The sequence below is a fragment of the Actinomadura rubteroloni genome, assembly GCF_002911665.1.
In the GTDB taxonomy this organism is placed as follows: Bacteria; Actinomycetota; Actinomycetes; order Streptosporangiales; family Streptosporangiaceae; genus Spirillospora; species Spirillospora rubteroloni.
Genome location: NZ_MTBP01000001.1, coordinates 106,208 through 130,550, shown reverse-complemented (window position 1 = coordinate 130,550; position 24,343 = coordinate 106,208). Strand labels below are relative to the sequence as shown.

Below are 24,343 nucleotides of genomic sequence, written 5' to 3'. Positions count from 1 at the left end.
GACGAGTACGCGGGCGTCGCACGAAGATCGCTGAGCACCCGTGCGTGTGCACCGACCGGAACGGGATTGGCAAAGCGGTACCGGGCGGCGTCATCGCGCGACCGGGAAACGGCCGTAGGCGGCGGCGTCTCGCCCGGCTTCGCAGAGGCGTCGCCGACTGATCTGCCGCCCGGCAGAGGAACGCTCACGCCAGCGTTCCTCTGCCGGGAACGGTTGCCCGTCCCCGGCGAACTTCATGATCGAACGTTGATACTGCTCACCTGTGAGTCGTCGCCTCCGGCCAGGTTCTGCCAGGTCGAAAGGGCCTCGGCGAAGCTGAGTCCGCGACCCTCCAGGGCCGCCGTCAGACGCCGGTTGAGGGGCCGATCGACTTTGAGCACGAACGAGGCGAGCAGGGTCTTGAGACGCGGATCGGAGATGCTTGCGCCGTCGCCCTGTTGATGACGGGGTGCCCAGAAGGTCTTCCGGCCATGCCTCAGGGTCTCCGAACTGTTCGGCGTAGCGTGCCAGCGCAGTTTCCGGAAGCGCGGCGCCGAGTTCGGCGAGGGCTCGTCGATCTTCGCGAAGCCGCTGGACTTCGGCTGCCTCGGTTCGCCCTTCTCGCTGATCGCCTGGCTCCGTCATATAGTGAATTCCTTTCAGTCTTCCGTTGATCTGGAGAGGGCTGATGGATGATCGCTCGTGGCCTCTTTACCGCATGTCATCCTATGATTCTGACGAGTTCACGTCCATTCCGTCCGGTCTGGAGTCGCTGAAAGCGGCGGCCATCCACATGCCGTCGGGGGCCGGCTCATGGGGGAGCGGCGGCAGTGCGACGTGCCGGTCGGGTTTGCAGGAGGAGAACGGGCCGTTGTCCTTGCTCAGCAGGACGGCGAGGTGCGGATCGGCGTGATGCAGCAGCCAGGTCGACATCCCGAGCGCGCCTTCATAACGGAAATGTTCCCAGGTCTCCCACAGGGCGGTGATCCGCAGCAGCCCTTCGGCGTGCGCCCACCAGCGGGGGCACCAGGTGTACGAACCGCCGAGGCGCCGCTGGATCAACGGAGAGAGGAACTCGACGACGAACTCCTCGGGGTTGGAGAACAACGGTTCGGGTTCCGCTGTGTCGGATGCCCAGGCGTCCGGACCGTCCGGGCCGGCGTCGGCGAGGGAAGCGCTCATGAGCTGGCCTCGGGCGTGTCGTCGCTGGGTGCGTAGCGTGCGAGTGATGCGTTCACGGTGTCGGCGTGCGGTCCGGCCTGCCATGGCAGCGTCTTCACGAGGACCGGCGGAGCGCCGGAGGGGAGCACCAGCGCCCGGCCGCGGGGCATGGCGAACAAGTCCGCGACATCCAGGATCTTCTCGGCTTTCGTGGACGCGCTGGTCGAGTGGGAATGCTGCCCCCGGCCGGACTGCACCGTCGTCGAATAGGTGACCGGCTCGTACTCGCCGATGAACTGGACGAGGTCGCCGAGGAACTTGGAGTCGGAGACGCCCCCACCATAGACGCGGATATTGGCGCTGGACCACAACTTGGCGATCCCGTGTTCGCCCCACACCTCGACGCCTTGCGCCCACGACTGGAGAATCGTCATGAGGACGATCCCCCGGCTGCCGTAATGCGAGTACAGGTCGGGAAGGTCCCGCCAGCGGCATACGTTGGCGGCCTCGTCCAAGACACCGATCATCGGCACGGGCAGCCGGCCGGCCGGCGACGTCGTGGCCTGGGCCTCGGCCGCTTCGATCGTCGCGACGGTGAGTCCGGTGACCAGTGGACCAGCAGTTCCTCGTCCCTCACGGGACAGCGAGTAAAGGGTGCCGCCGCCGCGCGCGAACGCTTCGGGGTCGAACTGCGGCCGGTCCGGCCGGCTCGGGTCGGGAGTCACCCAGCGCGTGACGGCCGGGTTCACCAGGCATCCAACACTCTTGCGGGCGGTGCCGTAGATTCCGCCTCGCTGCTTGTCCGGATAGTTGATGACGCCCTGGACGTGTTCGGCGGGCAGTTCGTGCCCGGCGCCGGACAAGATGTCGACGGGCGTGGCGTCGGTGACGTCGGACAGCCACCGGTACACGGTCGTGATGGGTTCCCCGCCCTCGGAGGCCGCCAGGAGCATCCAGGCCAGTAGCGCCTCCCCTTCCGGGTCGAAGTAGGAGTCGGTCTTCGCGCCGGGATCGCGGCCGTAGGCGGAGAACACGGCCGCCAGACGGGTCGCGGTGTCCACGTCCACGACGTAGGACAGGGGGTTCCACCACCAGTCGGGGCTTTCGCCGACGATCTGCTGCGGGTCGAAGACCCATACGTCCCCCGCCTGCTCACGGGGAAGCCGTGTCGCGTCGACCACGTCACGCTTGTTCGACGTCACGAGAACGGCGCCCGGCGCGTCGAGGATGGCAGGGATGGCGCGCGAGGTCGTCTTGCCCGTCCGAGGGCCCCAGATGTCGACGTGCATGTCCTCGAACGAGCCGTAGACCTCCTGACCTGTGCTGACGGCCCGGCCGATGAGCACCCCCGGCGATTCCGTTCGCGCACCGAGTCGGCGGGCCGTCGCCGCCGCGCCCTCACGGCTGAACGCCTGCAGGTCCGCGCGGTTGGCCATGTGCCGGGCCGCGACGTCCACCCGGCTTCCTCGCCGCGGTCGGCGCACCAGACGGAACACCGCGAACGCCGCGGCGGCGAGCAGCACGAATTCCACCGCGAGGAAGACCAGCGCGCTCCCGGCGGGCAGCGGAGCCCGTCCGGTCACCGTCAGCAGCAGGAACGTGACCGGGTTGCCGGACGTGGGCGCGGGACCGTCGGCCACGGCATGGCTCAGCTTGACCGAACCCCAGAGCGAAACGGCGATGGCCACGAGAAGGCCGAGTCCCGCGAGAACGACATAGGGGACGATGTCGGGTGGTCCGCTCCGTCGGCGCGGGGCGCTCATGACGCGGGCTCCACGGGCGGGACGGTGCTGATGACACGGGTGCTGGAGTTCAGCCACCGCTTGTTCGTGTCGTTGACGTCGCGCTCGGCGGGCGTGAAGTCGACGTGGAACGGGATTCCGGGACGGCCGCCCACCTTCACGAGGAACTTGCCCCGTCCCGGCGGTTCGCCGTCCCGGTTGAGGTTCGGATCCCACGACGGTGGCGTGGACCAGTCCACGATCATGTTCTGCTCCGCCGCCGACATGCGCACCACCTCGTTCAGCGGACCCATCTCCGACATCGGCAACCCGCCGCAGATCACCATTCCCGCGCGCTCGGCGAAGCCCTTGGCCTTCATCTGATCGGCGGGGTCGGGAAGCGCGAGCAGGTCGGCCATCGTGTGCGTGATCATCGCCTGGCCGAGGCCGCGCTGGCGGTTGAGGCGGGTGAGCGCGTCCACGCGGTCCACGAGGCCGCGCCCAGCGCGCAGGACGCGCCACAGCTCGTCCAGCACAACGAAGAAGTGCCGTTGCGGGCCCAGGCCCTCGTCGGCGAGCGCGTGCGCGGCCTCGACGGCACCGAAGCCGTCGGACCAGCACGCCAGCAGCACGGCGGCTTGGAGTTCGGCGTCGGCGTCGTCGATGCCGGAGATGTCGATACAGACCCCGCCGGGAGCGTCGAGCCGGATCGGAGTCGTCGTGGGACGCGCGAACGTCTCGCCCATCGGCCCGTCGAGCAGACCGAGGAGCGTGGCGTGCAACGGATCGACGGCCGCGCGGTACCGGTCCTCCGAGCCGCGGGCGAGCGTGACGGCGCGCACCTGCTCAGCCCCCTGGTCGATGACCTGAATGAGGTCAGGGAGGGTCGGGACGCCGTGGTGCCGTTCGTCCAGCACGCGCAAGGCGGCGTTGAGCGCCGTGCGTTCAGTGTCGGCGATCGGCGAGCCGCGCAGGACGGTCATGAGCGCCGAGACCATGTTGAGGCGACGACCATGCGCGTCGGCGGCCAGCTTGTCCCGCGCGCGGCCGGACAGTCTCGCCGCCGCTGCCGCGGTCTCGCCCGGATCGAGCACGTTCAGCGAGCCGAGCCCGCGGCCGAGCTTGATGATCTGACCGTTCATGGCGGAGATCAGATCGACGTAGTCCGGCTTGAGGTCGCCGAGGACCATGGGGAAGACCCCGAACCCGGTCAGGCCGAGTACCATCCGGCGGATCAGGGACGACTTGCCGAGCCCGGGCTTGCCGAGGACCAGGCAACTCGGATTGTGGATCAGGCCCGCACGCTGGAACCAACTGATCGGATCGCAGCACAGCGCCGCGCCGCCGCCCAGTTCACGGCCGACCGGCACGCCGATCATCGGCGTGCCCGACCCCGCGCCGAACGGCCACAACCCGCACACCTGGACGGTGGTGCCGCGCCATTCGGGCGGAGCCTCGACGTAGGAGGACCTGCCCCCGCCCCGGCCGGCGAAGCCACGTGGCCCGGGACGCGGTCCGCCCTCCCGGTTCTCGGCTCGCCGCGCCGCGAGCTCGGCCTTCCGCTCCTCCCGGGCTCGCTGGGCCGCCTGCTGCGCAGCCTTCCGCCGCGCCCTGGCACTGCGATCGACCGGCTGCCGCTTGAGGGATCTCGGCGGCGCGGCTTCGGGCTCGTCCGGCGCGCGGTCGTCGGTCGACGAGGTCTTCTCGCTCACAGCGCCTCCCGGACGAGCGCCGGCACCTGCAGATGGGTGGGAAGGACGACGCCGAGCGGGAGGGCGGCGGCGAACGCGGACGCCTGCGCGCCGTACATCCGGCGGAGCTGCACCCGTGCGGGCGGGGCGAGCGTGTCGATCGCCGCGGCAGCGCTGCCGAGGTCGGCCGTGGAATGGACCGTCGCCGTGACGAGCATCGCGAATCGGACGAGCCCCGCGCCCTTCGCCTCTTCACGCGCCGTCTGGTCGGCGGCGGCGACCGCGATCGCGTCGCGGGCGGCGGCGTTCTGGTTGTTGACCCGGAACCGTGTGTCCTTGCGGTCGCGTTCCACGAGCGTGGCGGCCGTTCCCGGATCGTAGGGCCGGTACAGGAACGTCACCCGCTTGCGCGGGATGTCCTGGTGAGGAGAGACCAGGCCGGTCAGGACGTTGCTGAGCACCTCGCCGCGCGGTGCGTCCGACATACCCCAGGTGATGGAAGCGCCAGAGTCGTGGACGTAGTGGTCCCAATGTTCCTGCGTCGCCACCGGCCCGACGTCGTTCCAATCGAGCGTTTCATCCTGGGCGTCCTCCAGCAGCGCCTGCGCGGCGGGGTCGTAGGCGACTCGCACGGCCTCGGCGAGTTGCCGGGTGTCCATCGCGCGGGCGCTGCCCGCACCCGTCATCGCGAGGTTGCGCGACAGGCCCGGCAGGCGGGCACCGATCTCCCGGGCCATCTCCTCCAGCGACCGGCGTTTGGCACCGGGCTTCGGCAGGGCCGAGTAGGTGAGCGCGACTCTCGTGCTGACCTGCGCCGACCCGGCCGGGTATTGCTCCACGATCTGTTCCAGCACCTCGCGCGCCAACTCGGGCGCCCGGTCGCTGACGTTGCTCATCACCTCGCGACGCAGCCGGTATCCGAGGTCGGGAGCGGTCTCGATGGTGACGGACGCGCCGACCAGCCCGGGCTCGAACGAGAGTGACGCGAGCCACTGTCCCCAGTACGCGACCCACGTGTCGATCTGGTCCTGGTCCACCAGCGCCGCGCCGTCGGCCCCGCACTCCAGCACGACCGTGTAGTGGCCGACCTGGGGCAGTATCACCATCGCGAACGGCTGACCGTAGGAGTCCAAGGCGTCGACGGCCCTCGACCGCGCGAGAAGTCCGGGCAGCCGGCACGAGCCCCGGTCCACGATGCTCAACGGGCCGGACCGATAGAGATGCTGCCCCTTGGAACGGCCCCGCCACCAGGAGATGCGCGCAGTGGCCGCTTGCAACGCCGTCCGGCCGTGCCGGTCCTGGATCATCAAGGGCGTCAGCATCGCCGCCAGGATCAGCGCGACGACGAGCGCGGGGATCAGCCCGAAGAACATCATCGCCAGGACGATGAAGATCAGTCCGCCGAGCAGGAGCATGGTGCCGAGCAGGCCCAGTCGCCCCAGGCCCGGTGATCGGGGTTTGCGCCAGTTGCCGTAAGTGCGCTCCGCCTGGTTATTGGCTGCCACTTGGGCCTCCCTCGTCCCCGGTCGCGTCCTCGCCGATCTTCTGGATCATGCCGATTCCGGCCTTGCCCGCGTCGATGGCGGCGCCGATCGCGGCTCCGTGCGGGCCGCCCATCTGCGCGCCCTGGGCCGTGTGCTGACCCATCTGCCCGCCGGACTTCCCCGTCGGGCCGCCGCCGGAACCGCTCGGGTCCGGGCCCTGCCGTCCGTCCTGCCCCTGGGGACCTTGCTGGCCGGGCTGGCCGGAGGCGTTCTTGCTTCCCCGGGGATTCCCGCCGTCCTGACCGTCCGAGCCGCCCGCACCGTGTGAGCCGGACTTGCCGCCCCCGCTGCCCCCGCCGCCGAAAGACGGCACCATCCGGGCTCCCGTGGCCACCGCGCCGCCTCCCATCGAAGAGAGAACGCCGGAGCCGCCGCCCCCGGCCGCCGCCACCATCGGCACGATGAATCGCATCAGTGCCGGGAGGACGAGGACCGCGAGAACGAGAAGGATGACGCCTTGCATCTGGGCGATCGAGTCACCCATCAAGGCGTTGAACGCTGTGGCGTAGACCGTCGCCGCCACGGGTTTGTAGAGGACGAAGGCAAGCAGCCATCCCATCAGCTTCCGGTACCACTGGCGTCCGTCCGGATGGATGCTGGCGGCGGCGGCCAGCGGCAAGGCGCCCGCGAGCAGAACGAGCATCGCGCTGCGCACGAACATCATCCCGAGCTGGATGATGCCCGACAAGATCGCGAGAAGGGCGATGATGAGGACCAGCCCGCCGCCGATACCGGCCGTCGTCGTTATCTTCAGCAGGTTGCCCTCGACTTCGCCCGCCGTCGATTTAGCGAGAATCGACGTGGAGTACTCGTCCCCGGCGATGAGGAGAAGATTGACGACCTGGGTGACGGCGAAAACCGTCAGGACCAGCCGAATCAGTCCGGACATGGCCTCCCGGAGTGGCTCGCCGCGCCGCTGCCATGCCACCTGCCCGGCCACCAGCAGGATGCCGAAGACGGCGATGACGTTCACGAGCCAGGCGGTATTGGCCGCCAAGAAGCTGGTGGGATCGTGCGGGCCGTCCGCGATCCTTGGACTGAAGAGGCGCCCGAAATTCCAGTCCCCGATCTTGCCGTCGGAGGTCCACACCGTCGTGATCGCCTTCATCACCTGGATGGCGGACTTGGTGAACGACGACGCGACCTGGTCGACGACCGATCCGGTGACGTTCCCGAGGGCGTCGGAGAGTCCCTCTTTCACTCCCTGCTTGACCTTGCAGACATAGTCGAAATTGCCGCACGTGGCACGAATCGCCGACCGCAGCAGTAGCGCGGCGGTCATGTGCCGCCCCATGCGACGTACCCGTCCAGATCCTGGGTGTCAGGCCCTGGCGGGCCGCTGTCTCCGTTCGGCTGGAGTTCCAGCCTCCAATCGTCGTTGCTCCACTTCATCGTGTAGTCGCCGCTACCGTAGGGCGCGAGTCCGCTGTTCTGGAGAGGGTTACGGTAGGCCAGGCGGATGACCGCCGTCGATGAGTCGTAGCTGATGAAGCTGAATCCGGCGATCTGTCCGATCCCGCCCGACGCGTGCTCGATGGGGGCGGGACTGGCCGAGCGGTTCGCGAGGTAGGCGGACTTGCCGGCGCCGCCGACGAATTCCACCTGCGCGAACTTGCGCCAGTCGACGGCGACGGCGGCACGATAGGTGATGTGAGCCGCCGCCATAAGCGCGCCCACCGGTGTGTGCGCATAGCACCGGGCGATCTCGCCCTCGGTCACCATCGGTCCGGCCGACTTGGAATACGGCAGGACCATGTTCTCGTAGGACTGCCAAAGCACTCCGGGCGGCGCATTCGCGGGCGTTCGCTGGTCGGTGTCGGTCGGGTGACAGCCGCCGGCCGCGGGCGCTGTGGTGCCCGGCCGGGCACCGACGGACGGATGCGAGGGTGCGGCCGTGCCGTTGCCGGAGTCCAGGCCGGTCACGAGCGCGACGACGCCGAGCACCAGGATGAGCGCCAGGAACGCGGCGGCGGCGATGAACCCGGGTCTGCGGAAAGGGCTCTGCACGTCGTCGGGCTCCGGTTCGGTCATTTGCCGCTCACCAGGGTGCCGACGATGACCGAGGCCGAACCGGCGATGATGCAGGCGCTCGCGACCCAGGCGAGCCCGGTGGCGTGTTCCCCGCCTTCACCGCGCCGGTGCGAGATCGCCATGCGTCCGGCGACGATCAGGATGCCGGCGACGCAGAGCCCGAACACGACCCATGCCACCCATTGCAGCAACTTCTCCAGCTGCTGGGCGCCGGGCGGAGGCTCGCCCTGCCCCGGGTCCGGGACCTCGGCCAGGACGTGCAAGTGAGCGATCGCGTGGGTCGTCGAGGCGATCAGATCAACCATTTTGTTCTCCGGTCGTGGTCGTCCGCAGATCGGCGGCCAGGGAAAGGTACGGCGCGGGCAGTTGGATCTCGGCGGGAGGAGTTCCGAGACGCATCTCCTCGACCCAGGGCAGGTCCCATACGCGCGGCACGCCGCCGGAGACGAGCTCCAGCAGGTCGCGCAGCGGTCTCGGGCGCCGGCCGGGCGCGTCGGCGATGACGGCGAGCCCGAGAAGGTCGACGGAGCGGAGCTCGGGGGAGCGCGACCACTGGTGAGCCGCCGCCTGCGCACTACGCAGGCCGTGCGCATGCGACCGGGTGACCAGCACCACTCGCATCGCCGTGGGAGGGGCGCCGAGCGGCCACCATCGACCGGCGTCCATTCCCCCGGGAATCGCTTCGTAGAGAGTGGTCGAACCGGCGCCGCCATGGCACGCCAAGAACCACCATGCCGGACCGCCGCGGAGGAACATCGCGCCGAAATCACGGAAAGGCAGACCGCCGCCGGCGGGCGCCGGAATAATCCGTGGGTAATCCACTTGACGAGATGCTTTCGGGGGCGTTGCGGGCGCACGTTCCCGTGCTTCCGTCGAGTACGGCGACTGTGCGGGCATTTGCTAATCCTCGATTGGTGCGGCCATCATACTATGATGATGACTACGAGACAGGCCACCCGGTTTCGCCTGCTCCTCTACCGACTAGGTGGCCGGTGTTCCAGTTCGCTTCTCGCGTGACCGGATGCGGCCATGGCCCCGCTGAGCGGGAGGGGTGAGCGAAGGTGCCCGATGCGTCTCGTCTCGTCGAACGGCTCTGTCAGAGGGCTCGACCGCGTCGCGCGGTGGGGACGGGCAGGGCATTGGCCTGCGCGAACGACCAGGGAATGTCGAACATTGTGGTCACGGCGGTCGCCGGAGTCGTTGGGCTGATTCTGTTCGTGGTGATGCTGGTCATCATCGTGGCCAGCCGTCAGCGCTTCAGCAGTTGCGGAGTGGACCAGCCCGGGGCCTCTGAGGAGGCGAACAGCATCCCTGCCTCATACCTCGGGTTCTACCGGCGGGCGGGTGCCGAGTACGGCATACCGTGGAACGTCCTGGCCGGGATCGGCAAGGTGGAGAGCGATCACGGCCGGGACAACTCTTCCGGAGTCCACTCGGGGGAGAACTACGCCGGAGCCGGCGGGCCGATGCAGTTCCTGCAGGCCACGTGGAACACCTTCGGCGTCGACGGCAACGACGATGGCCGCCGCGATCGCTACGATCCCGCGGACGCCATCCCGGGCGCCGCGAACTATCTCAAGCACAATCACGCGGACCGGGGAGGTGCGAAGCTCCGCAAGGCCATCTGGTTCTACAACCACAGTTGGGCCTACGTCGACCTGGTCCTGCTCTGGGCGAAGCGGTACGGCGCCAATGACTTCAGTCCCGACGCCGACGCCGGCGTGGACATCGGGGGCGCCGCCGGATGCGGATTCGACTCGGGAACGGACCCCTCGATCGCCGGCCCGTTCGCGCAGCGGGTCATCGCCTACGCCAAGAAGTGGCTCGGCCTGCCCTACCAGTTCGGCGGAGGCACGTTCTCGGGTCCGACCGTCGGTGACAACAGCAACGGCAGCGGGAAGCCGGGCTTCGACTGCTCCGGCCTGGTCGTGTACTCCTTCTACCAAGCGTCCAAAGGGAAGATCAAACTACCCCGTACGACGTACGACCAGGTCGACGTCGGCCACCGGATCGCCGCCTCCCAGATGCAGCCCGGCGATCTCCTCTTCCCGAATGAGCACCACGTCGGCATCTATCTCGGCGGCGGCAAGTTCATCGAGGCGCCGCACACCGGAGCGGTAGTGAGAATTTCTCCCATTGCGGGCCGCGGTTTCTTCGCCGCTGTTCACATCGATACCCCGGGCGGTGACCAGTGACGAGCGGAAGAACACACCAGCCGGTGCGCTGCGGGATCCGGCGCGGCCGATTGCTGTCCGGAGCGCTGACGGCGATCCTGCTGACGTCGGGATGCGGGGGAGCATCGCGCGGCAATGCGAACGGCGTCGCCCACGACCGTTCGCCGAGCGCGTCGGCGTCTGTTCCGCATGCGCTTCCGTCCGACGGCGCTCTTCCGCTGGATCCGGCAGTGCAGGGCGACGCCACCGCCTTCGCCCGCGCCGTTCTCACGATCGTATGGAGCGTGGACGGCGCCCGGGACCGAACAGACCAGGACCCTTACTTGCGCGCGGTTCCCTACTTCACGCCCGTCTACGCCGCCGAGGTGAAGAGAAGGCAGGGAACACCGCTCGACGAACGATGGCGGACGCACCGCGTCCGGATGCGGCTCACCCTCAAGCAGGTACCGGTGGAGGACGACACACTGATCGAGGACACGCCCACACGCGCCACCCGCGAATTCCTGCTGACGGCGCAGGGTATCGGCGAGGACGACTGGCGTGCTGCGATGGTCCGGCAGGTCGCCTACGTTTTTCTTGCCCGGCCCCGCACGGGTCAGCCATGGCGTGTGAGCAGGATCGGGACGAACAACGACTGAGCCCAGGACACGGGCTGGTCAGCGGTGCCAGTACTGGGCTTTCGCCGAGACGTTCGCCTCGCCGTCGGCCGTGGGATGAAGTTCCACGTAGAGGTGCTGGCGCGAGTCGCAGACGCCGACGAACGTGCCGGAGCCCGTGCGGACCGGATAGGTCTTGCTGGTGGCGTAGCCGTTGTCCGGGTCGGTCTCGATGAGGCGGAACTGGTGGCCGCCCGAGACGTCCACCTCAATGACGAACTGGGTGCCCTTCGCGCCGCCGGACAGGACGGCCGGGTAGGCGCCGTCGGCGTGGGCCTTGCCCCGGTCGGAGTACTCCTTGTCGAACTTGACGCGGGCGGTCTGGTCCTTCTTGACGGCCATCGGCTTGCTCAGGCCGAGGCTGACGTATTCCGGCACGTCGTCCTCCTCACCGGGGCCGGCGCCGACGCGCCACTGCCCGTAGTCGCTTTTCACGGCGCGGTCGTAGTCGAGCCCGACGCCGTTGATCGTGTGGTCGTTGGAGTACTGCTGGAGCTGGGCGCGGGAGTCCCATTTGCCGCCGGACCAGGCGTACGTCTGCCAGCCGTAGGTGATCTTCCCGGCGTCGAACGCGCGCTTGACCGGCCCGTAGCCCGCGTACAGGCCGACGCGGTCGCGGCCGAGGACGCTCGCAGCCCCGTCCAGGTAGGCGTTGATGGTGGACTGCTGCCCGGACGAGGCGTCGAAGTCCACCGCGAAGTAGATCGGCCGGTCGCCGGGCATGCCGCAGGCGGCGGCCTGCCGCGCGGCGTCCCGGGCGTCCGCGACGCCGCCGGACTTCCCCGACAGGGCGCGGCTCGCGGTGCTCTCCCACACGACGACGAGCCACAGGCCCGCGTCGGAGAGCTGGTCGGCCTCGGCTCTCGTGAGGTTCTTGCCGGACGTGTCGTGCGAGAGGTAGCGGCACACGAACCGCACGCCGGCCTTCTTGAGCGCCGCCGGTCCCGGACGGCCCCAGGCGTAATCGACGCCGAACACGCTCATCCGCTCATCCATTTCCGTCCCGCTCGGGACGTCCCGGTCGCCACCGAACAATCGGGTGAAATGCCCCAAATGTCCGGGTGTTTCGTCCTAGCTCGGCGGCATTCTCGGTGAATTTGCGGGTGACGGTACCAGCCAGGGAGCGGCACGTCCGGTGATTACGCGAACACCGTCGGCATTTCCGGTGAATTCCCGGCGCTCACTCCCGGACGCGCGCACGGGACGCCGTGAACCCGCGCCGGGCCTCCGGGTGAAAGCTGGCGGACAGCCCCCGACGAACGGAGTGCCGTGATCGCCCTCATCCCCTCCGGGAGGGCCGCGCCGCCCGCGGCCGGCGACGCGAGGATCATCTGGTCCTCGCTGAGCGCCCCTGAGGTCTTCACCGAGCTGTACGACCGCCACGCGCCCCGGATCCACCGATACGCCGCGCGGCGGCTCGGCGCGGACCGCGCGGACGACATCGTCGCCGACACCTTCCTCACCGCGTTCCGGCGGCGCGGACGCTACGACCTGACCCGCGAGGACGCCGCTCCCTGGCTCTACGGCATCGCCGCGAACCTCATCGGCAAGCACCACCGCGCGGAGATCCGGATGCACCGTGCCTATGCCCGGACCGGCGCGAGCCCGGTCACCGAGTCCTATGCCGAGCGTGCCGACGAGCGCGTGGACGCGGCCGGCGTCCGGCGCGCCCTCGCCGCCGCGCTCGCCGCGCTCCCCGCCCGCGACCGCGACGTTCTGCTGCTCGTCGCCTGGGCCGACCTCACGTACGAGCAGGTCGCCGAGGCACTGTCCATCCCGGTCGGCACGGTGCGGTCGCGCCTGCACCGGGCGCGCCGCGACGTCCGCGCGGCGCTCGGCGGACGCCACCCGATCCACGAAGGAGACGACGATGCGTGACCTGGCCGAACTGCGCGACCTGCACGCCGAGGTGCCCGAGCCGGACCCGGCCCGGCTCGCCCCCGGCCGCGCCCGCCTGCTCGCCGCGAACGCGGCGGCCCGTCCCGTCCGGCCCCGGTTCCGGCGGCGGACGGTCCTGGCCGGGACCGCCCTCGGGGGCGCGGTCCTGGCCGCCGCCGCGATCGTGGCGGTCCCGGTCGTCTCGACGGACGGTTCGCCGCCGCCCGCCCTGGCCGCCGCCGAGGTCCTCAACCGCGCCGCCCGCGCCGCCGAGGCGTCTCCCGACCCGGTGCCGCGCGACGACCAGTTCATCTACACCGAGGCCGTGCAGCGCTGGTCCATGGGCGGCGAACCGGTGAAGAGCTACCGGAACCAGCGGTGGGAGTCGGTGGACGGCAGGCATCGCGGTCTCTCCTACGACCACGGCGTCAAGCGGATCGAGAACCCGGCGACGGCGCAGCCGGACGACGTGTTCCCAATGAACTACGCCGCGCTCGCCAGGCTGCCGCACGACCCGGCGCAACTGCGGGCCTGCCTGACCAGCGGCCCGCCCGGCGCGCGGCGCGACACCAGGAGGCACCTCCGGCAGCTCACAGCGCGCATGGCCCTGGCGCAGCCCGTCCTCCCGCCGGGGCTGCGCCCGGCCCTCTTCCGCGCCTTCGCCGGGCTCCCCGGTATCGCGCTGCGGCGGAACGTCGCGGACGCGCTCGGGCGGCGCGGCATCGGCGTCCTCATCGGCGGGGGAACGGGCGCGCGGATGCTCGACTTCATGGTGATCCTCGACCCGAAGACGTATCGCTTCCTGGGTACGGCCCTGCAGCGGCCCGTTCGGACGAACAGGCCGCCCGCCGATGTGACGGCGCTCGTCCGGTCCGGGATCGTGGACGCTCCCGGCCGCCTCCCCTGACCCGACGGGGCTGATGTTGCCGGAGTGACACAGCCCGTGCGGAGAGTGCGGTCAAGGACGGTGGCGCGGAGTCACGGGGGGCGGTAAGGATGTTCCGTGACCCATCCCCCCGGGATTCCACATGAATATCCGCCGCCGACGACATGGGGAAACCGCGCCGAGCCGGTACTGACCGGACCGTGGTACCGGATCCAGGCGAATCCGGCGGCGCGGCGCGGTGAGCCGTTCGTCGTCGGCTGGCTGTCGGCGGGCGGCGGCGCGCCGCTGAAGCTGATCACCAATGCCGGGCCGGTCGGCGAGGCGCGGCAGGCGCTGCTGTTCCCGAGCGGTGCCCGCGGCGTCCGCGTCGCACATGGCCGTCCTCATGTCCGGGACAACGGCCCCTTCGCCGCCTGCAAACCCGACCGCCACGTCCACCCACTCCCCACCGCACCCGCACCACCCGGAATATGGACATCACCCGCATTCAGCAACCCTCCTGACGATCCTGAGGTCCCGATGGCTGATCCCCTGCTCCCCCCTGCTCTGGAGTCCGCGCGGGCAGCGGTCCCGATCTTGGATTCGCTTCCTGCGCCGGGCTATGCGACTCCCCGTGCGCCCCAGCGGGTGCGAGCGATGAGATCGGTGGAGAACATCTACAACCTGTCCGGTGTGCTCGGCCACGTGGGCACCGGGCCTGCCGAGGCGTGGATCGCGACGGACAAGACGTTCCCTCACGCCCTGTACGAGGTGATGGTCATGTCGGCGGGGACCGGCGTCCGTCCCGGGCTGCACGACCATTCCGAGGCGTATGCGGCCTCGGTCGGCGCGATGGGCGCAGTGTTCGCCGAGCACTGCGCGAACTGGGAGCTCTCCCCCGTGATCTCGTGGAGCTATGACCCGGCCACGGTCGACAGGGAATCCATCCAAGGCGAGAAACGGCTCCACACCCATTTCATCGGGCGTACGGCCGAGGAAGTCGACATGGTACGGGCGCGGTCGACCCCGGTCGGGCAGAGCGCGCCCGGCCGCCAACGTCGCATCGTAGAAGAGGCGTCGGTCCTCGCCGGGGTCCTCGTCGCAGACTGCCTTGACCCGTCCACGCTGAAGGCGTTGGAGCCGGTCGCACCGCTCAGCAGCGCTGCATCCACCGCGACCATTCAGTTGCGGATGCGGGACGGCTGGGATTCGCTGGCTGATCCGGGGTTGGCCGAAGACCTCACCAGAATCCACGCAGTACTCCGAACCATCTACGACCGAATCGGTGCGGCGTGCCTCACCGGGGAGACGGGACCTTGGCGACGGCCCGCGCTGGATCCCGTCGGCGTCGAACGCGTCGACCTCCCGCTAAGCGACAGGTCACGCGAAGCGCTGGGCCACTACCTGGGCGGGATGCGTCCGCAGCTGCTGACCGATGTCGAGGCGCTCCGCAACCCGAGCAACCGGGACCGGACCACCCACATCTACCCGCTGGCTGACCTGGCGTACTCGGTGTGTCTCTCGGCGCACCAAGGCCAGGTGTACACGCATGTGCGGGTGAACGTCTTCTCCGACCTCGGCGGCGCGGGAATGTCGGTGCTGGACGGCACCGTGGTCAAAACGCGCAAGGGCGAGCGGACCATGACGCCCGAGGACGAGGCGCACCGGCTGGACTTCCAGCGCGGCTACCTCGACAGGGTGCGTCACCACGCCTACGGCGGCCACGCCCTGTTCCCCTTGGCACAGCCGTCCCTGGACCCTCGCACCGCCCGTATCGGCCCAGGGCCGACGACAAGGTCCCCGGGCGAGCAGGTCCAGGCCGAAGGGCAGGCCGGAACCAGGCTCCTGGCGATGACTCGGAGACCAGCTCGCGTCGCGCGGGAGGAGAGGTCACCCCAGGCGAGTGGTTCGCCCTCCCCGCCGCCGTCGCCCTCGGCGGATACGTCATCCGGCCCGGAACTCTGAACCGCGCTGGACGACCGGCGGCTACTGCGTGGTTCCGTCAGCGACGGGTCGGCGTCCCACGCGCTCGGCGACCGTGGCGACGTCGTCATCGTTGTACGCCGTCCTGATCGAGGAGGCAGACAGCTCGGCGGTCTCCTTCAGGTCGCGCAGCGGATACGGGCGGGGACGGGTGAAGCGGCGGGCGTAGGCCAGCAGCAGCAGCCGGTCGGACTCGGCGGCCCGGATCCTGGCCACCGCTTGACTCAACGCCGTGTGCAGGGGGTCCTGGTCGTTGTCCACCAGCGCGCGCCGCAGCCCGTCGGCGACGACCAGGCGCTCCTCGTGAGCGACGGCGGCCGCCTGCCCGTAGGCGTCTCCGCCCATCTGACCTCGGGTCGGGTAGGGCACGAGGATCGCTGCGATCTCGTCGCAGATGTCAACGCTCTCCATGTGCAAATGGTACACAGATATGCAATCGCTGTAAATCTGTGCAGGATATCCTCACCAAGGAAGGGTGGGACCGGACGGATGACACAGACGTTCCCTTCGCGCGTAGCGATCTTCGGGCTCCCGGGAGCCGGTAAGTCCACGCTCGCGCATGAACTCTCCCGGCGGCACGAGATCCCCGTGCACGAACTGGACGACATCCTGTTCGCGCGGCACGGCGCGCTGCCCCTCGATCGGTTCCGCGCGGAGGTCGGCACGGTCACGGTCGGCCCGAGATGGATCGTGGACGGCAACTACAGCAAGCTTCAGGACGTCACCTGGGACCGGGCAGAGTTGGTGATCTGGCTCGACTACCGGCTCCCACTCATCCTGTGGCGCGTCACCCGCCGCAACCTGCGGCGGCTGTCCGGCCGCGAGCAGACGGGCCGCCGCTTGACCTGGCGCGCCGCGTTCTTCGGACGCCGCAGCGTCCTCGGGAACGCCGCCCGCAAGTACATCCGCAACCGACCACGGTATGCCGCCCAGCTCGCGCAGACCGAGGCGCGCGGAGTGACGGTCGTGCGGCTGCGATCGCCGCGAAAGACGAACCGATGGCTTCGCGACACTCAGTGGATAACTGACATTGTCCACTGAGAACCGCAGTGGACTCAGCCGTGTCCCTGGGGTGGTCATGGGCCTGGCGAGCGCGAGCGGTATGTGTCGGACGTCTGGAGTCGCTGAAAGCGGCGGCCGTCCACATGCCGTCGGGGGCCGGCTCATGCGGGAGCGGCGGCAGCGCGACGTGCCGGTCGGGTTGCAGGAGGAGAACGGGCCGTTGTCCTTGCTCAGCAGGACGGCGAGGTGCGGATCGGCGTGATGCAGCAGCCAGGTCGACATGCCGAGCGCGCCTTCATAACGGAAGTATTCCCAGGTCTCCCACAGGCCTGACGGGGCTGATGTTGCCAGGGTGACAGGCCCGGTGCGGAGAGTGTGGTCAAGGACGCTGGCGCGGAGTCACGAGGGGCGGTAAGGATGTCCCGTGACCCATCCCCCCGGGATTCCACATGAGTATCCGCCGCCCACGACATGGGGAAACCGCGCCGAGCCGGGACTGACCGGACCGTGGTACCGGATCCAGGCGATTCCGGCGCCTCGGCGGGCGGCGTCGGCGGAGGGCGACTTCGTGAGCGTCCTGCCCGCCGCGCTGTCGGCCGCGCGGCGCGGCGAGCCGTTCGTCGTCGGCTGGCTGTCGGCGGGTGGCGGCGCGCCGCTGGAGCTGATCACCAACGCCGGGCCGGTCGGCGAGGCGCGGCAGGCGCTGCTGTTCCCGAGCGGTGCCCGCGGCGTCCGCGTCGGCGAGGAGTGGCTGCGGCAGGCGCGCCGCATGGTGTGGACGCGCTGCGCCGGCAGGCTCGCGCCCGTCGCGCCCGTGCTCGCCGAGGGCGCCGGGCTGTTCGAGTCCACGCTCGTCACGTTGATGGAGCGGCCGTTCGGCTGGTTCGTCGTCGCCGAGCCGTGCGGCGAGCGCGTCCTGGACGACGAGATGCGCGAACTCCACCACGAGCTGCGGATGCTGCGGCGCGGCGAGGACGAGCAGTCCCGCCTCGCCGTCGCCCGCGCCGACGACCGGCTCGCAGAACTGGACGCGTTCCGCGAGGCCGGGCTGTGGCAGGTCAAGGTCGTCGCGGGCGCCGAGACCGAGCAGGAGCTGGGGCAGATCGCGCCCGTCCTGGTCGGGTCGATGGATCTCGGCCACCACCCGTACCGGCTGCGGTCCGGGCACGGCGCGGGGTCGTTCGCCGAGGCGCTGCGGGCGCCCGCGACCCCGGCGCCGCGCCGCCCGCAGGCGCCGGACGAGCTGCGCTTCCCGTTCACCGCGACGGCGGGCGCGCTCGCGGCCCTCGCCGGGCTGCCGCGCCGCGAGGTGCCGGGGCTACGGGTGCTGGACGCGGGGTACTTCGACGTCACGTCCGAGACCGACGACTTCGCGTCCGGCACCGAGCCGCGCATCGAGCTGGGCGCGATCCTGGACGCGCAGGACCGCCGGGTCGGCGCGTTCACCGTGCCGCGCTCGACGATCAACCGGCACGTGTTCGTCACGGGCGCGACGGGCGCGGGCAAGAGCCAGACCGTCCGGCACCTGCTGGAGCAGCTCACCCGCGCGGGCGTGCCGTGGCTGGCGATCGAGCCCGCCAAGTCCGAGTACGCGGCGATGGCCGGGCGGATCGCGGACCTCGGCGGGCCGGTGACGGTCGTGAACCCGTCCGATCCGGCGTCGGTGCCGCTGTCGGTGAACCCGCTCGCGCCCGAGCCCGGCTACCCGGTGCAGGCGCACATCGACATGGTCCGGGCGCTGTTCCAGGCCGCGTTCGACGCCGAGGAGCCGTTCCCGCAGATCATGGCGCAGGCGCTCCAGCGCGTCTACGAGACCAACGGCTGGGACGTCGTCACCGGCGGCGGCGTGCCCGGCTCGCTGATCGAACCGACCGTCCCGACGCTGGAACAGCTCCAGAACGCCGCACTCCAGGTCATCACGGACGTCGGGTACGGGCGGGAGATGATGGCGGACGTCCAAGGCTTCGTGGACGTCCGGCTCCGGAGCCTGCGGATCGGTTCGGCCGGACGGTTCTTCGAGGGCGGCCACCCCGCCGACATCGGCGGCATGCTGCGCGACAACATCGTGCTGGCGATCGAGGACGTCGCCAACGACGAGGACAAGGCGTTCCTCATGGGCACGCTCATCATCCGCATCGTGGAGCACCTGCGGATGCGGTCGCGCGGCGCGTCCCGCGACGGCGCGCCCGCGCTGCGGCACGTGATCGTCATCGAGGAGGCGCACCGGCTGCTGCGCAACCGCCCGGAGCGGACGAGTTCGCACGCCGTCGAGCTGTTCGCCGGGATGCTCGCCGAGATCCGCGCGTACGGCGAGGGGATCATCGTGGCGGAGCAGATCCCGACCAAGCTCGTCCCGGACGTCATCAAGAACACGGCGCTGAAGGTCGTCCACCGGCTGCCCGCGCACGACGACCGGTTCCAGGTCGGCGCGGCGATGAACCTGGACACCGACCAGTCGCGCGAGGTCGTGTCGCTGCGGCCGGGCGTCGCGGCGGTGTTCGCCGACGGCATGGACCGTCCGCTGCGCGTGCGGATCCCGCTCGGCGAGGGCCGCGAGGAGGAACTGCCCGGCCCGCCGCCCCCGGTGGACGGCCGGCGGTCGGCCGCGTGCGGGCGCGAGTGCCAGTCCGGACGCGCCTGCACCCTGTACGAGCTGCGCGAGGCCGACCTGCTGGCGGGCGGCGTGGACTCGGCGTGGCTGCGGGTGTGGACGGAGACGCTCGTCCTCGCGCACGTCACGAACCGTCCGCTGCCCGCGGTGCCGCCCGAGCTGGTCCGCGCCTGGTCACGGCTCGTTGCGCGGTTGCGCGAATGCACGCTCGCGACGGTCGTGGAGCGGGCGGTGACGCGCCGGTCCTGGGCGCTGCGGACGCAGTACCCGCCCGCCGAGCTGACGGGCGTCGTCGCGGACGTCGCGCAGCGCCTGCTCGGCGGCGCGGGCGACCTCGCCGGGACGTCGCCCGGCCCGCACTGGGTGATCCCGCAGGTCCGCTGGGTGCACGAGCTGGACCGGATCTTCCCCTACGGCGGCGGCGACCCCGATCCGCGCGCCCCCGCCCCGCCGCTGGACTACCAGCTCCCGGGTCTGCGGCAGCCGCCGGACGGGCTGCTCGGCCACCGGTTGCGCGCGTTGCGCCGGCATCCGCTGTCGCCGGAGCTGGCGCGCAACCGTCCGCTGGCGATCACCGCGCTGGCCGGGGACGACGAGAACACGGCCTTCTTCGCCGACCTCGCCGTCGTCACGATCGGGCTGCCCGAGGACGAGCAGATCGCCGACGTCGCCGCGACCATGCGCGCGGAGAACTGGCTGGAACCCGTCCTGAGCTGGCCCGAAGGGCTGATCAAACCGTTCGCCGATCCGGCCGGGGGCATTCCGTTCACGTTGCCGTGAATGTGGTGCGATGAGTTTCGGACGTGCCGCCGGTCTCATCCGGTGCGCACTAACGACTTGAGGGAGCATCACGATGCGGAAGATCACGGCCGGCCTGTTCATCTCGCTCGACGGCGTCATCGAGGACCCGCAGGACTGGCACTTCCCGTACTTCAACGAAGAGATGGGACAGGCCGTCGACGCCCAGCTCGGCTCGGCCGACACGCTCCTGCTCGGCCGCAAGACCTACGACAGCTTCGCCGGGGCGTGGCCGGACCGCGAGCAGGCCGGGGGCGACGACGCCGGGTTCGCCAAGAAGCTCGGCGACGCGCGCAAGATCGTCGTGTCGCGGCAGGACCTGACGTTCACGTGGCGGAACTCCGAACAGCTCCGGGGCGACCTCATCGAGGCCGTGACGGCGCTGAAGAACGAGCCGTCCGCGTCCGCCATCGGCATGAGCGGGTCGGTGTCGGTCGTGCGGGTGCTGCTGGAGGCCGGGCTGCTGGACGAGCTGCACCTGTTCGTCCACCCGATCGCCGTGCGCAAGGGCACGCGGCTGTTCGAGGACGCGGACACGTCGCTGCCGCTGGAACTCGTCTCGTCGGCGACGTTCGCGACCGGGGTCGTCCACCTGGTCTACCGCCGGGACGACGCCGCGCCGACCGGCGACTACGACACCGCCAAGGCCAGCCTGCCGGCCGACTAAATGTCGCCTTCCGAGCGGGACGGGAGGTTCTCGGCCGGGGCCACGGTGTTCCAGTAGCCGAGGAACTCCCGTTTCGCGGCGCTCGCGCGCTCGTTCGCGGCGGCGATGACCGGGTCGGAGTCGGTCGGGCAGCCGGGGGCCTGGTCGAGGTAGCGGGAGTTGGAGTCCACCGACGCCTGGAGCGCACGGACCAGGGCGTCCCGCATCTCCGCGCCGTTCGTCAGCGCGCCCACGTCGAGGGACTGCGCCTTGGCGAGCTGGCTCTGCCGCGCGTCTCGGACGGCCTGCAGATCGCTCGCGGTGCAGCCGTTCTCGATCGCCGAGCCCAGTTCGCGGCGCGTGGAGCCCATCTCGGTGAGCAGCGCGTCCACGGCCTGCGCCTGGACGTGGACGTCGCCGTCCGGGGTCGGGCTCTCGGCGATCGTGCTCGCGCTCGCGCCCACGCTGGTCGGCGTCCCGCCGCTCTGCTCCTTCGGCCCGGACGGCCACAGCACGATCCCCACCGCGACCACCGCCAGCACCACGATGCCCGCCGCGAGCGCGATCCACGGGACCGGGCTGCGGCGGCGCGGGGGCGGCGGCTGCCAGATCGGCGGGTGGTTCCACGGCTCGTCGGCGAGCGGGGTCGTCCGCTCCTCGGGCGGCGGGGGCGGCACCGGCACGTTCCACGGCTCGGGCGACAGCGCCGTCGTCTCGTGCCTCGGACCGGCGGGCGGCAACCCGAACCCGGCGCCCGGCGCGTCGTCCCGCGCGGTCGCCGACTCGAACCCACCGCCCGCCGGCTCCCGACCCGCGCGCCCTGGATCGAACCCGCCCGCCGACGGCCCCGAGCCGCCGGGCGGCGGCGCATGACCACCGGCCGACGGGGGGAAACCGCCGGGCTCGGACTCGTGGCCGCCGAGTGACGACCCGTAGCCGCCGGGCGGCGGTTCGTGGCCGCCGGGCGGTGCTGAGCGGCCTGCGGGCGACCGTTCGGAGCCGCCCGCCCGTGAGCCGTAGCCGCCGTCGTAGCCGGGGGACGGGTCGAAGGCGCCGGGCGCGGGTTCGTGGCCGCCGGGGCGCGGCCCGGCGGCGGACGGCGGCTCGTGGCCGGCCGGCGGGTCGGTCGCCCAGGGCGGGCGGACGGGCTCGTCGCGCGCCGTCGCGTCCCCGCCCGCGTTCGGATTCGTGTCCAGCAGCGCGCCGCAGTGCGTGCAGCGCGGCAACGCCGGGGTCGTGTCACTGCCACAGACCGGACACCGCATAACCCCACCTCACCCTGACGGCCCGCTGTGGAGCCACAACATAACCCCGCGCGGACGCCCCGCGCCCTTCCTTCAGGCGCTCACACCGTGTTCCACGCGCGGGTGGAGTTCCCGGTCTTGCGCGCGACAGGGTTCCACAGCGCGACGAACCGCTGCTTGTTCTGCGTGGCGCGGCGCTCGGCGTCGGCCCGTCCGGGCGCGTGCGCGGCGTTCGGACGCGGCTTGCCCTTGCACTTGCGCTGGTTGCCCTGCGCCCAGCGCAGCAGCGCCTGGTCCACCTCCAGCGACGACTGGAACGACTGCCGCAGGTAGCCGCGCATCCGCTCGCCGTTCGGCAGGTGGTCGACCTTGAGGGAGTCGGTGCGCCGGAGCTGGGCCTGCCGCCGCTCGGCGACGCGCTGGTAGGCGCCGATCGCGGCGGGCAGCGTCTTGCACGAGGCGCTCGCGGCGAGCGCGGCGGTCAGGTTCCGGCGCGCCTCGCCGCTGGTGTTCAACAGCGCGTTGAGCTGCGCGGCCTGCTGCCGGGTCGGGCCGGAGATCGGCTTCTTCTCCGCGACCGGCGTGTTGGACGTGGACACCGGCGGCCTGCCGTGCGGCCCCGACGGGTCCTTCGCGCCGTCCGGCCACACGACGGCCGCGACCGCCACGACGGCGACCGCGACCAGCACGGCGACGCCGACGAGCAACGGCTTCGGCGTCGCGCCGCCGCGCTTCCCGCCCCCCGGCGGGTTCGCCCCGCCATAAGGCGGATTCGGCTGTCCGTAGGGATCGTTCGGCGGTCCGTAGGGCGCGCCCGGCTGCCCGAAGGCCGCGTTCGGCTGCCCGTAAGGGCCGTTCGACGGCCCGTACGGCTCACCCGGGCCGTTCGGCGGCCCGTACGGCTCGTCCGGACCGTTCGGCGGCCCGAACGGTTCGTTCGGCGGCCCGTACGTCGGTTGCGGCGGCGGGCCGGGCGCGACCTGCGTCGCGTCCGCGCCGGACGCCCAGGGCGACGGTGCCGGGCTCGGCGGCAGCGCGCGGGTCGCGTCCGACTCGTCCTCGGGCGACGGACGGCGCGGCTTGGCGTACCACGACTCCGGCACGATCGACTCGGCCGGCCCGGCGTCGTCCTGCGCCTCGGCCCACGCGGGACGCGGCGCGGGAGCGGGCGGCGGAGGCGCGGCCGGCGGGGCCGCGTGACGCGTGACGTCGTCGTCCTCGTCGTCGAAGGCGTCCGGGTCGAACGTCCACGCGGCCGTGGACTCGGGATCCTGCGGCCCCCCGCCGAAAGCGCCGGGCGCCCCGGCGAACGGCGCGCCCCCCTGACCGAACGACGCGCCCGGCCCGTCCAACGGCACACCCGCGCCGTTCGACGGCGCGGCGGGCGACCCGTTCGGTGGCGCGTACGGCCCGTCCGACGGCACGGAAGGCCCGTTCAGCGGCGCGTAAAGCTCGTCCGATGGCGCGTACGGCCCGTTCGACGGCGCGGAAGGAGCGGCGTGCGGCGCGGGTGGTCCGGCGTGCGGCGCCGACGGTGCGGCGGGCGGCGCATACGAACCGTTCGGCGGCGCGGACGGCGGTGCGAGCGGCGCGTAAAGCCCATCCGACGGCGCGGACGGCGCGGTGGGTGGTGCGTACGAACTGTTCGGCGGGGCGGGTGGTGCGGGCGGGCCGTTCAGCGGTGAAGGGCCGCCGGGCGGTGCGGTGAACGGCGACGGCGGCGCGGACGATCCGTTGGCGAAGGCGGACGGCGCGCCGAGGGGCGCGGGCGGTTCGGGGGGAGCCGACGCCCAGGACGGCGGCGGCGGGACGAGGACGGTGCCCTCGCCGAGTCCCGCCCCGTCCTCCGCGCCGGACGCGCCGAGCCCGTTCCCGACCGGCGCGCCGAGCGGCGCCCCCGCGAGCGGCGTGTTGCAGCGCGGGCACGCCCCGAGCGTCCCGGGCGTGCTCGTCCCGCACGTCGGACAGTGCATCAGCTCGAAACCTCGCTTGGTCGCCGGTACGCCCACGTCGCGTGCCCCGGTCCCGGCGGGGCGCGGGGCCGCTCCACCGACCGATGGGGACATCCGACAAAGTAACGTGCGGGACCCCATCTCGGGCGCATCACCGGGAAACCGCGGCAGGCGCGGACCGTCCCGCCCCCGGGTCTGGCACCGAATCACGAGCCGCCGACGAAGGTCAAGAACGCCGAGGCGGGTTTACTCCGTCCGGTGTGACGCTGGTCGCATTATCCCGTCCGGGCCGCGACGGCGGCCGGAGAAGAGGGAAATGTCCGTACCGGGACCGGTCCGCGTGCTGCCGCGACGATCGAGCGTCCCGGCGACTAGGCTTCCCTCATCTGCGGGGCGGGCCAGTTGGA

The 24,343-nt window shown here is 71.2% G+C and carries 20 protein-coding genes and 1 pseudogene; 8 read left to right on the top strand and 13 right to left on the bottom strand.

The window, feature by feature from the left end; all coding sequences use genetic code 11:
• Nucleotides 1-705 precede the first annotated feature (705 nt).
• From BTM25_RS00675 to BTM25_RS29005, 8 genes are all read right to left on the bottom strand, one after another.
• Nucleotides 706-1,161, bottom strand: a complete 456-nt coding sequence (locus BTM25_RS00675) for a DUF4913 domain-containing protein (RefSeq protein WP_103560819.1) — start codon at nt 1,159-1,161, stop codon at nt 706-708.
• Nucleotides 1,158-2,672 carry a type IV secretory system conjugative DNA transfer family protein gene (locus BTM25_RS00670; protein ID WP_205647928.1) on the bottom strand — a complete coding sequence of 505 codons (1,515 nt, stop codon included), beginning with the start codon at nt 2,670-2,672 and terminating at the stop codon, nt 1,158-1,160. The genes BTM25_RS00675 and BTM25_RS00670 overlap by 4 nt, the downstream gene beginning before the upstream one ends.
• 227 nt (nt 2,673-2,899) lie before the next feature.
• Nucleotides 2,900-4,573 carry an ATP/GTP-binding protein gene (locus tag BTM25_RS00665; RefSeq protein WP_103560817.1) on the bottom strand — a complete coding sequence of 558 codons (1,674 nt, stop codon included), beginning with the start codon at nt 4,571-4,573 and terminating at the stop codon, nt 2,900-2,902.
• A complete protein-coding gene (locus tag BTM25_RS00660; protein WP_235827974.1) occupies nt 4,570-6,057 on the bottom strand; it encodes an SCO6880 family protein in 1,488 nt (495 codons plus the stop codon). The genes BTM25_RS00665 and BTM25_RS00660 overlap by 4 nt, the downstream gene beginning before the upstream one ends.
• Entirely contained in the window at nt 6,044-7,378 is a 1,335-nt protein-coding gene (locus BTM25_RS00655; protein ID WP_146058911.1) for a hypothetical protein, read from the bottom strand. Before BTM25_RS00655 ends, BTM25_RS00660 begins: the two co-directional genes overlap by 14 nt.
• Nucleotides 7,375-8,127: a hypothetical protein gene (locus BTM25_RS00650; protein ID WP_103560815.1), complete on the bottom strand. Its 753-nt coding sequence runs from the start codon at nt 8,125-8,127 to the stop codon at nt 7,375-7,377. The genes BTM25_RS00655 and BTM25_RS00650 overlap by 4 nt, the downstream gene beginning before the upstream one ends.
• Nucleotides 8,124-8,432 (bottom strand): hypothetical protein, encoded by a 309-nt coding sequence (locus tag BTM25_RS00645; RefSeq protein ID WP_103560814.1) that lies wholly within the window; start codon nt 8,430-8,432, stop codon nt 8,124-8,126. Before BTM25_RS00645 ends, BTM25_RS00650 begins: the two co-directional genes overlap by 4 nt.
• Nucleotides 8,425-8,949: a hypothetical protein gene (locus BTM25_RS29005; RefSeq protein WP_146058910.1), complete on the bottom strand. Its 525-nt coding sequence runs from the start codon at nt 8,947-8,949 to the stop codon at nt 8,425-8,427. The genes BTM25_RS00645 and BTM25_RS29005 overlap by 8 nt, the downstream gene beginning before the upstream one ends.
• Nucleotides 8,950-9,290: 341 nt before the next feature.
• Here BTM25_RS29005 and BTM25_RS00635 point away from each other — a divergent pair, with 341 nt between their 5' ends.
• Both BTM25_RS00635 and BTM25_RS00630 read left to right on the top strand, forming a co-directional pair.
• Complete coding sequence (locus BTM25_RS00635) at nt 9,291-10,322, top strand: C40 family peptidase (RefSeq protein ID WP_103560812.1); 1,032 nt, start codon at nt 9,291-9,293, stop codon at nt 10,320-10,322.
• Nucleotides 10,323-10,345: 23 nt separating this feature from the next.
• The gene (locus BTM25_RS00630; RefSeq protein ID WP_146058909.1) at nt 10,346-10,939 is read left to right on the top strand and encodes a hypothetical protein; all 594 of its coding nucleotides are present in this window, start codon (nt 10,346-10,348) and stop codon (nt 10,937-10,939) included.
• Between the two features lie 18 nt (nt 10,940-10,957).
• On the opposite strand, the gene BTM25_RS00625 is transcribed toward BTM25_RS00630, so the two are convergent.
• Nucleotides 10,958-11,941 carry a DUF1906 domain-containing protein gene (locus BTM25_RS00625; RefSeq protein WP_103560810.1) on the bottom strand — a complete coding sequence of 328 codons (984 nt, stop codon included), beginning with the start codon at nt 11,939-11,941 and terminating at the stop codon, nt 10,958-10,960.
• 285 nt (nt 11,942-12,226) lie between these two features.
• On the opposite strand from BTM25_RS00625, the gene BTM25_RS00620 reads away from it, so the two are divergent.
• The 3 genes from BTM25_RS00620 to BTM25_RS30115 all read left to right on the top strand — a co-directional run bounded on the left by BTM25_RS00620 (nt 12,227) and on the right by BTM25_RS30115 (nt 15,665).
• Entirely contained in the window at nt 12,227-12,835 is a 609-nt protein-coding gene (locus tag BTM25_RS00620) for an RNA polymerase sigma factor (protein WP_328589588.1), read from the top strand.
• Nucleotides 12,828-13,742, top strand: coding sequence for a CU044_5270 family protein (locus BTM25_RS00615; protein ID WP_103560809.1), 915 nt, complete (start codon nt 12,828-12,830; stop codon nt 13,740-13,742). Before BTM25_RS00620 ends, BTM25_RS00615 begins: the two co-directional genes overlap by 8 nt.
• 96 nt (nt 13,743-13,838) lie before the next feature.
• Nucleotides 13,839-15,665 carry a hypothetical protein gene (locus BTM25_RS30115; RefSeq protein ID WP_235827972.1) on the top strand — a complete coding sequence of 609 codons (1,827 nt, stop codon included), beginning with the start codon at nt 13,839-13,841 and terminating at the stop codon, nt 15,663-15,665.
• Between the two features lie 21 nt (nt 15,666-15,686).
• Here BTM25_RS30115 and BTM25_RS00605 read toward each other — a convergent pair whose 3' ends face one another.
• Nucleotides 15,687-16,094 carry a hypothetical protein gene (locus tag BTM25_RS00605; protein ID WP_146058908.1) on the bottom strand — a complete coding sequence of 136 codons (408 nt, stop codon included), beginning with the start codon at nt 16,092-16,094 and terminating at the stop codon, nt 15,687-15,689.
• A gap of 78 nt (nt 16,095-16,172) precedes the next feature.
• Here BTM25_RS00605 and BTM25_RS30110 point away from each other — a divergent pair, with 78 nt between their 5' ends.
• Nucleotides 16,173-16,724 (top strand): P-loop NTPase family protein, encoded by a 552-nt coding sequence (locus BTM25_RS30110; RefSeq protein ID WP_235827970.1) that lies wholly within the window; start codon nt 16,173-16,175, stop codon nt 16,722-16,724.
• Nucleotides 16,725-16,862: 138 nt separating this feature from the next.
• On the opposite strand, the pseudogene BTM25_RS30845 reads toward BTM25_RS30110, so the two are convergent.
• A pseudogene (locus tag BTM25_RS30845) lies at nt 16,863-17,012 on the bottom strand (DUF4913 domain-containing protein); the annotation flags it as partial.
• A gap of 241 nt (nt 17,013-17,253) precedes the next feature.
• Between BTM25_RS30845 and BTM25_RS00595 the strand changes: the two are divergent.
• Nucleotides 17,254-20,076 carry an ATP-binding protein gene (locus tag BTM25_RS00595; RefSeq protein ID WP_235827964.1) on the top strand — a complete coding sequence of 941 codons (2,823 nt, stop codon included), beginning with the start codon at nt 17,254-17,256 and terminating at the stop codon, nt 20,074-20,076.
• 73 nt (nt 20,077-20,149) lie between these two features.
• The gene (locus BTM25_RS00590; RefSeq protein ID WP_103560806.1) at nt 20,150-20,761 is read left to right on the top strand and encodes a dihydrofolate reductase family protein; all 612 of its coding nucleotides are present in this window, start codon (nt 20,150-20,152) and stop codon (nt 20,759-20,761) included.
• On the opposite strand, the gene BTM25_RS00585 is transcribed toward BTM25_RS00590, so the two are convergent.
• Nucleotides 20,758-22,005, bottom strand: a complete 1,248-nt coding sequence (locus BTM25_RS00585; protein WP_146058907.1) for a hypothetical protein — start codon at nt 22,003-22,005, stop codon at nt 20,758-20,760. The genes BTM25_RS00590 and BTM25_RS00585 overlap by 4 nt on opposite strands.
• A gap of 80 nt (nt 22,006-22,085) precedes the next feature.
• Entirely contained in the window at nt 22,086-23,957 is a 1,872-nt protein-coding gene (locus BTM25_RS00580; RefSeq protein ID WP_103560804.1) for a hypothetical protein, read from the bottom strand.
• Nucleotides 23,958-24,343: the final 386 nt, after the last annotated feature.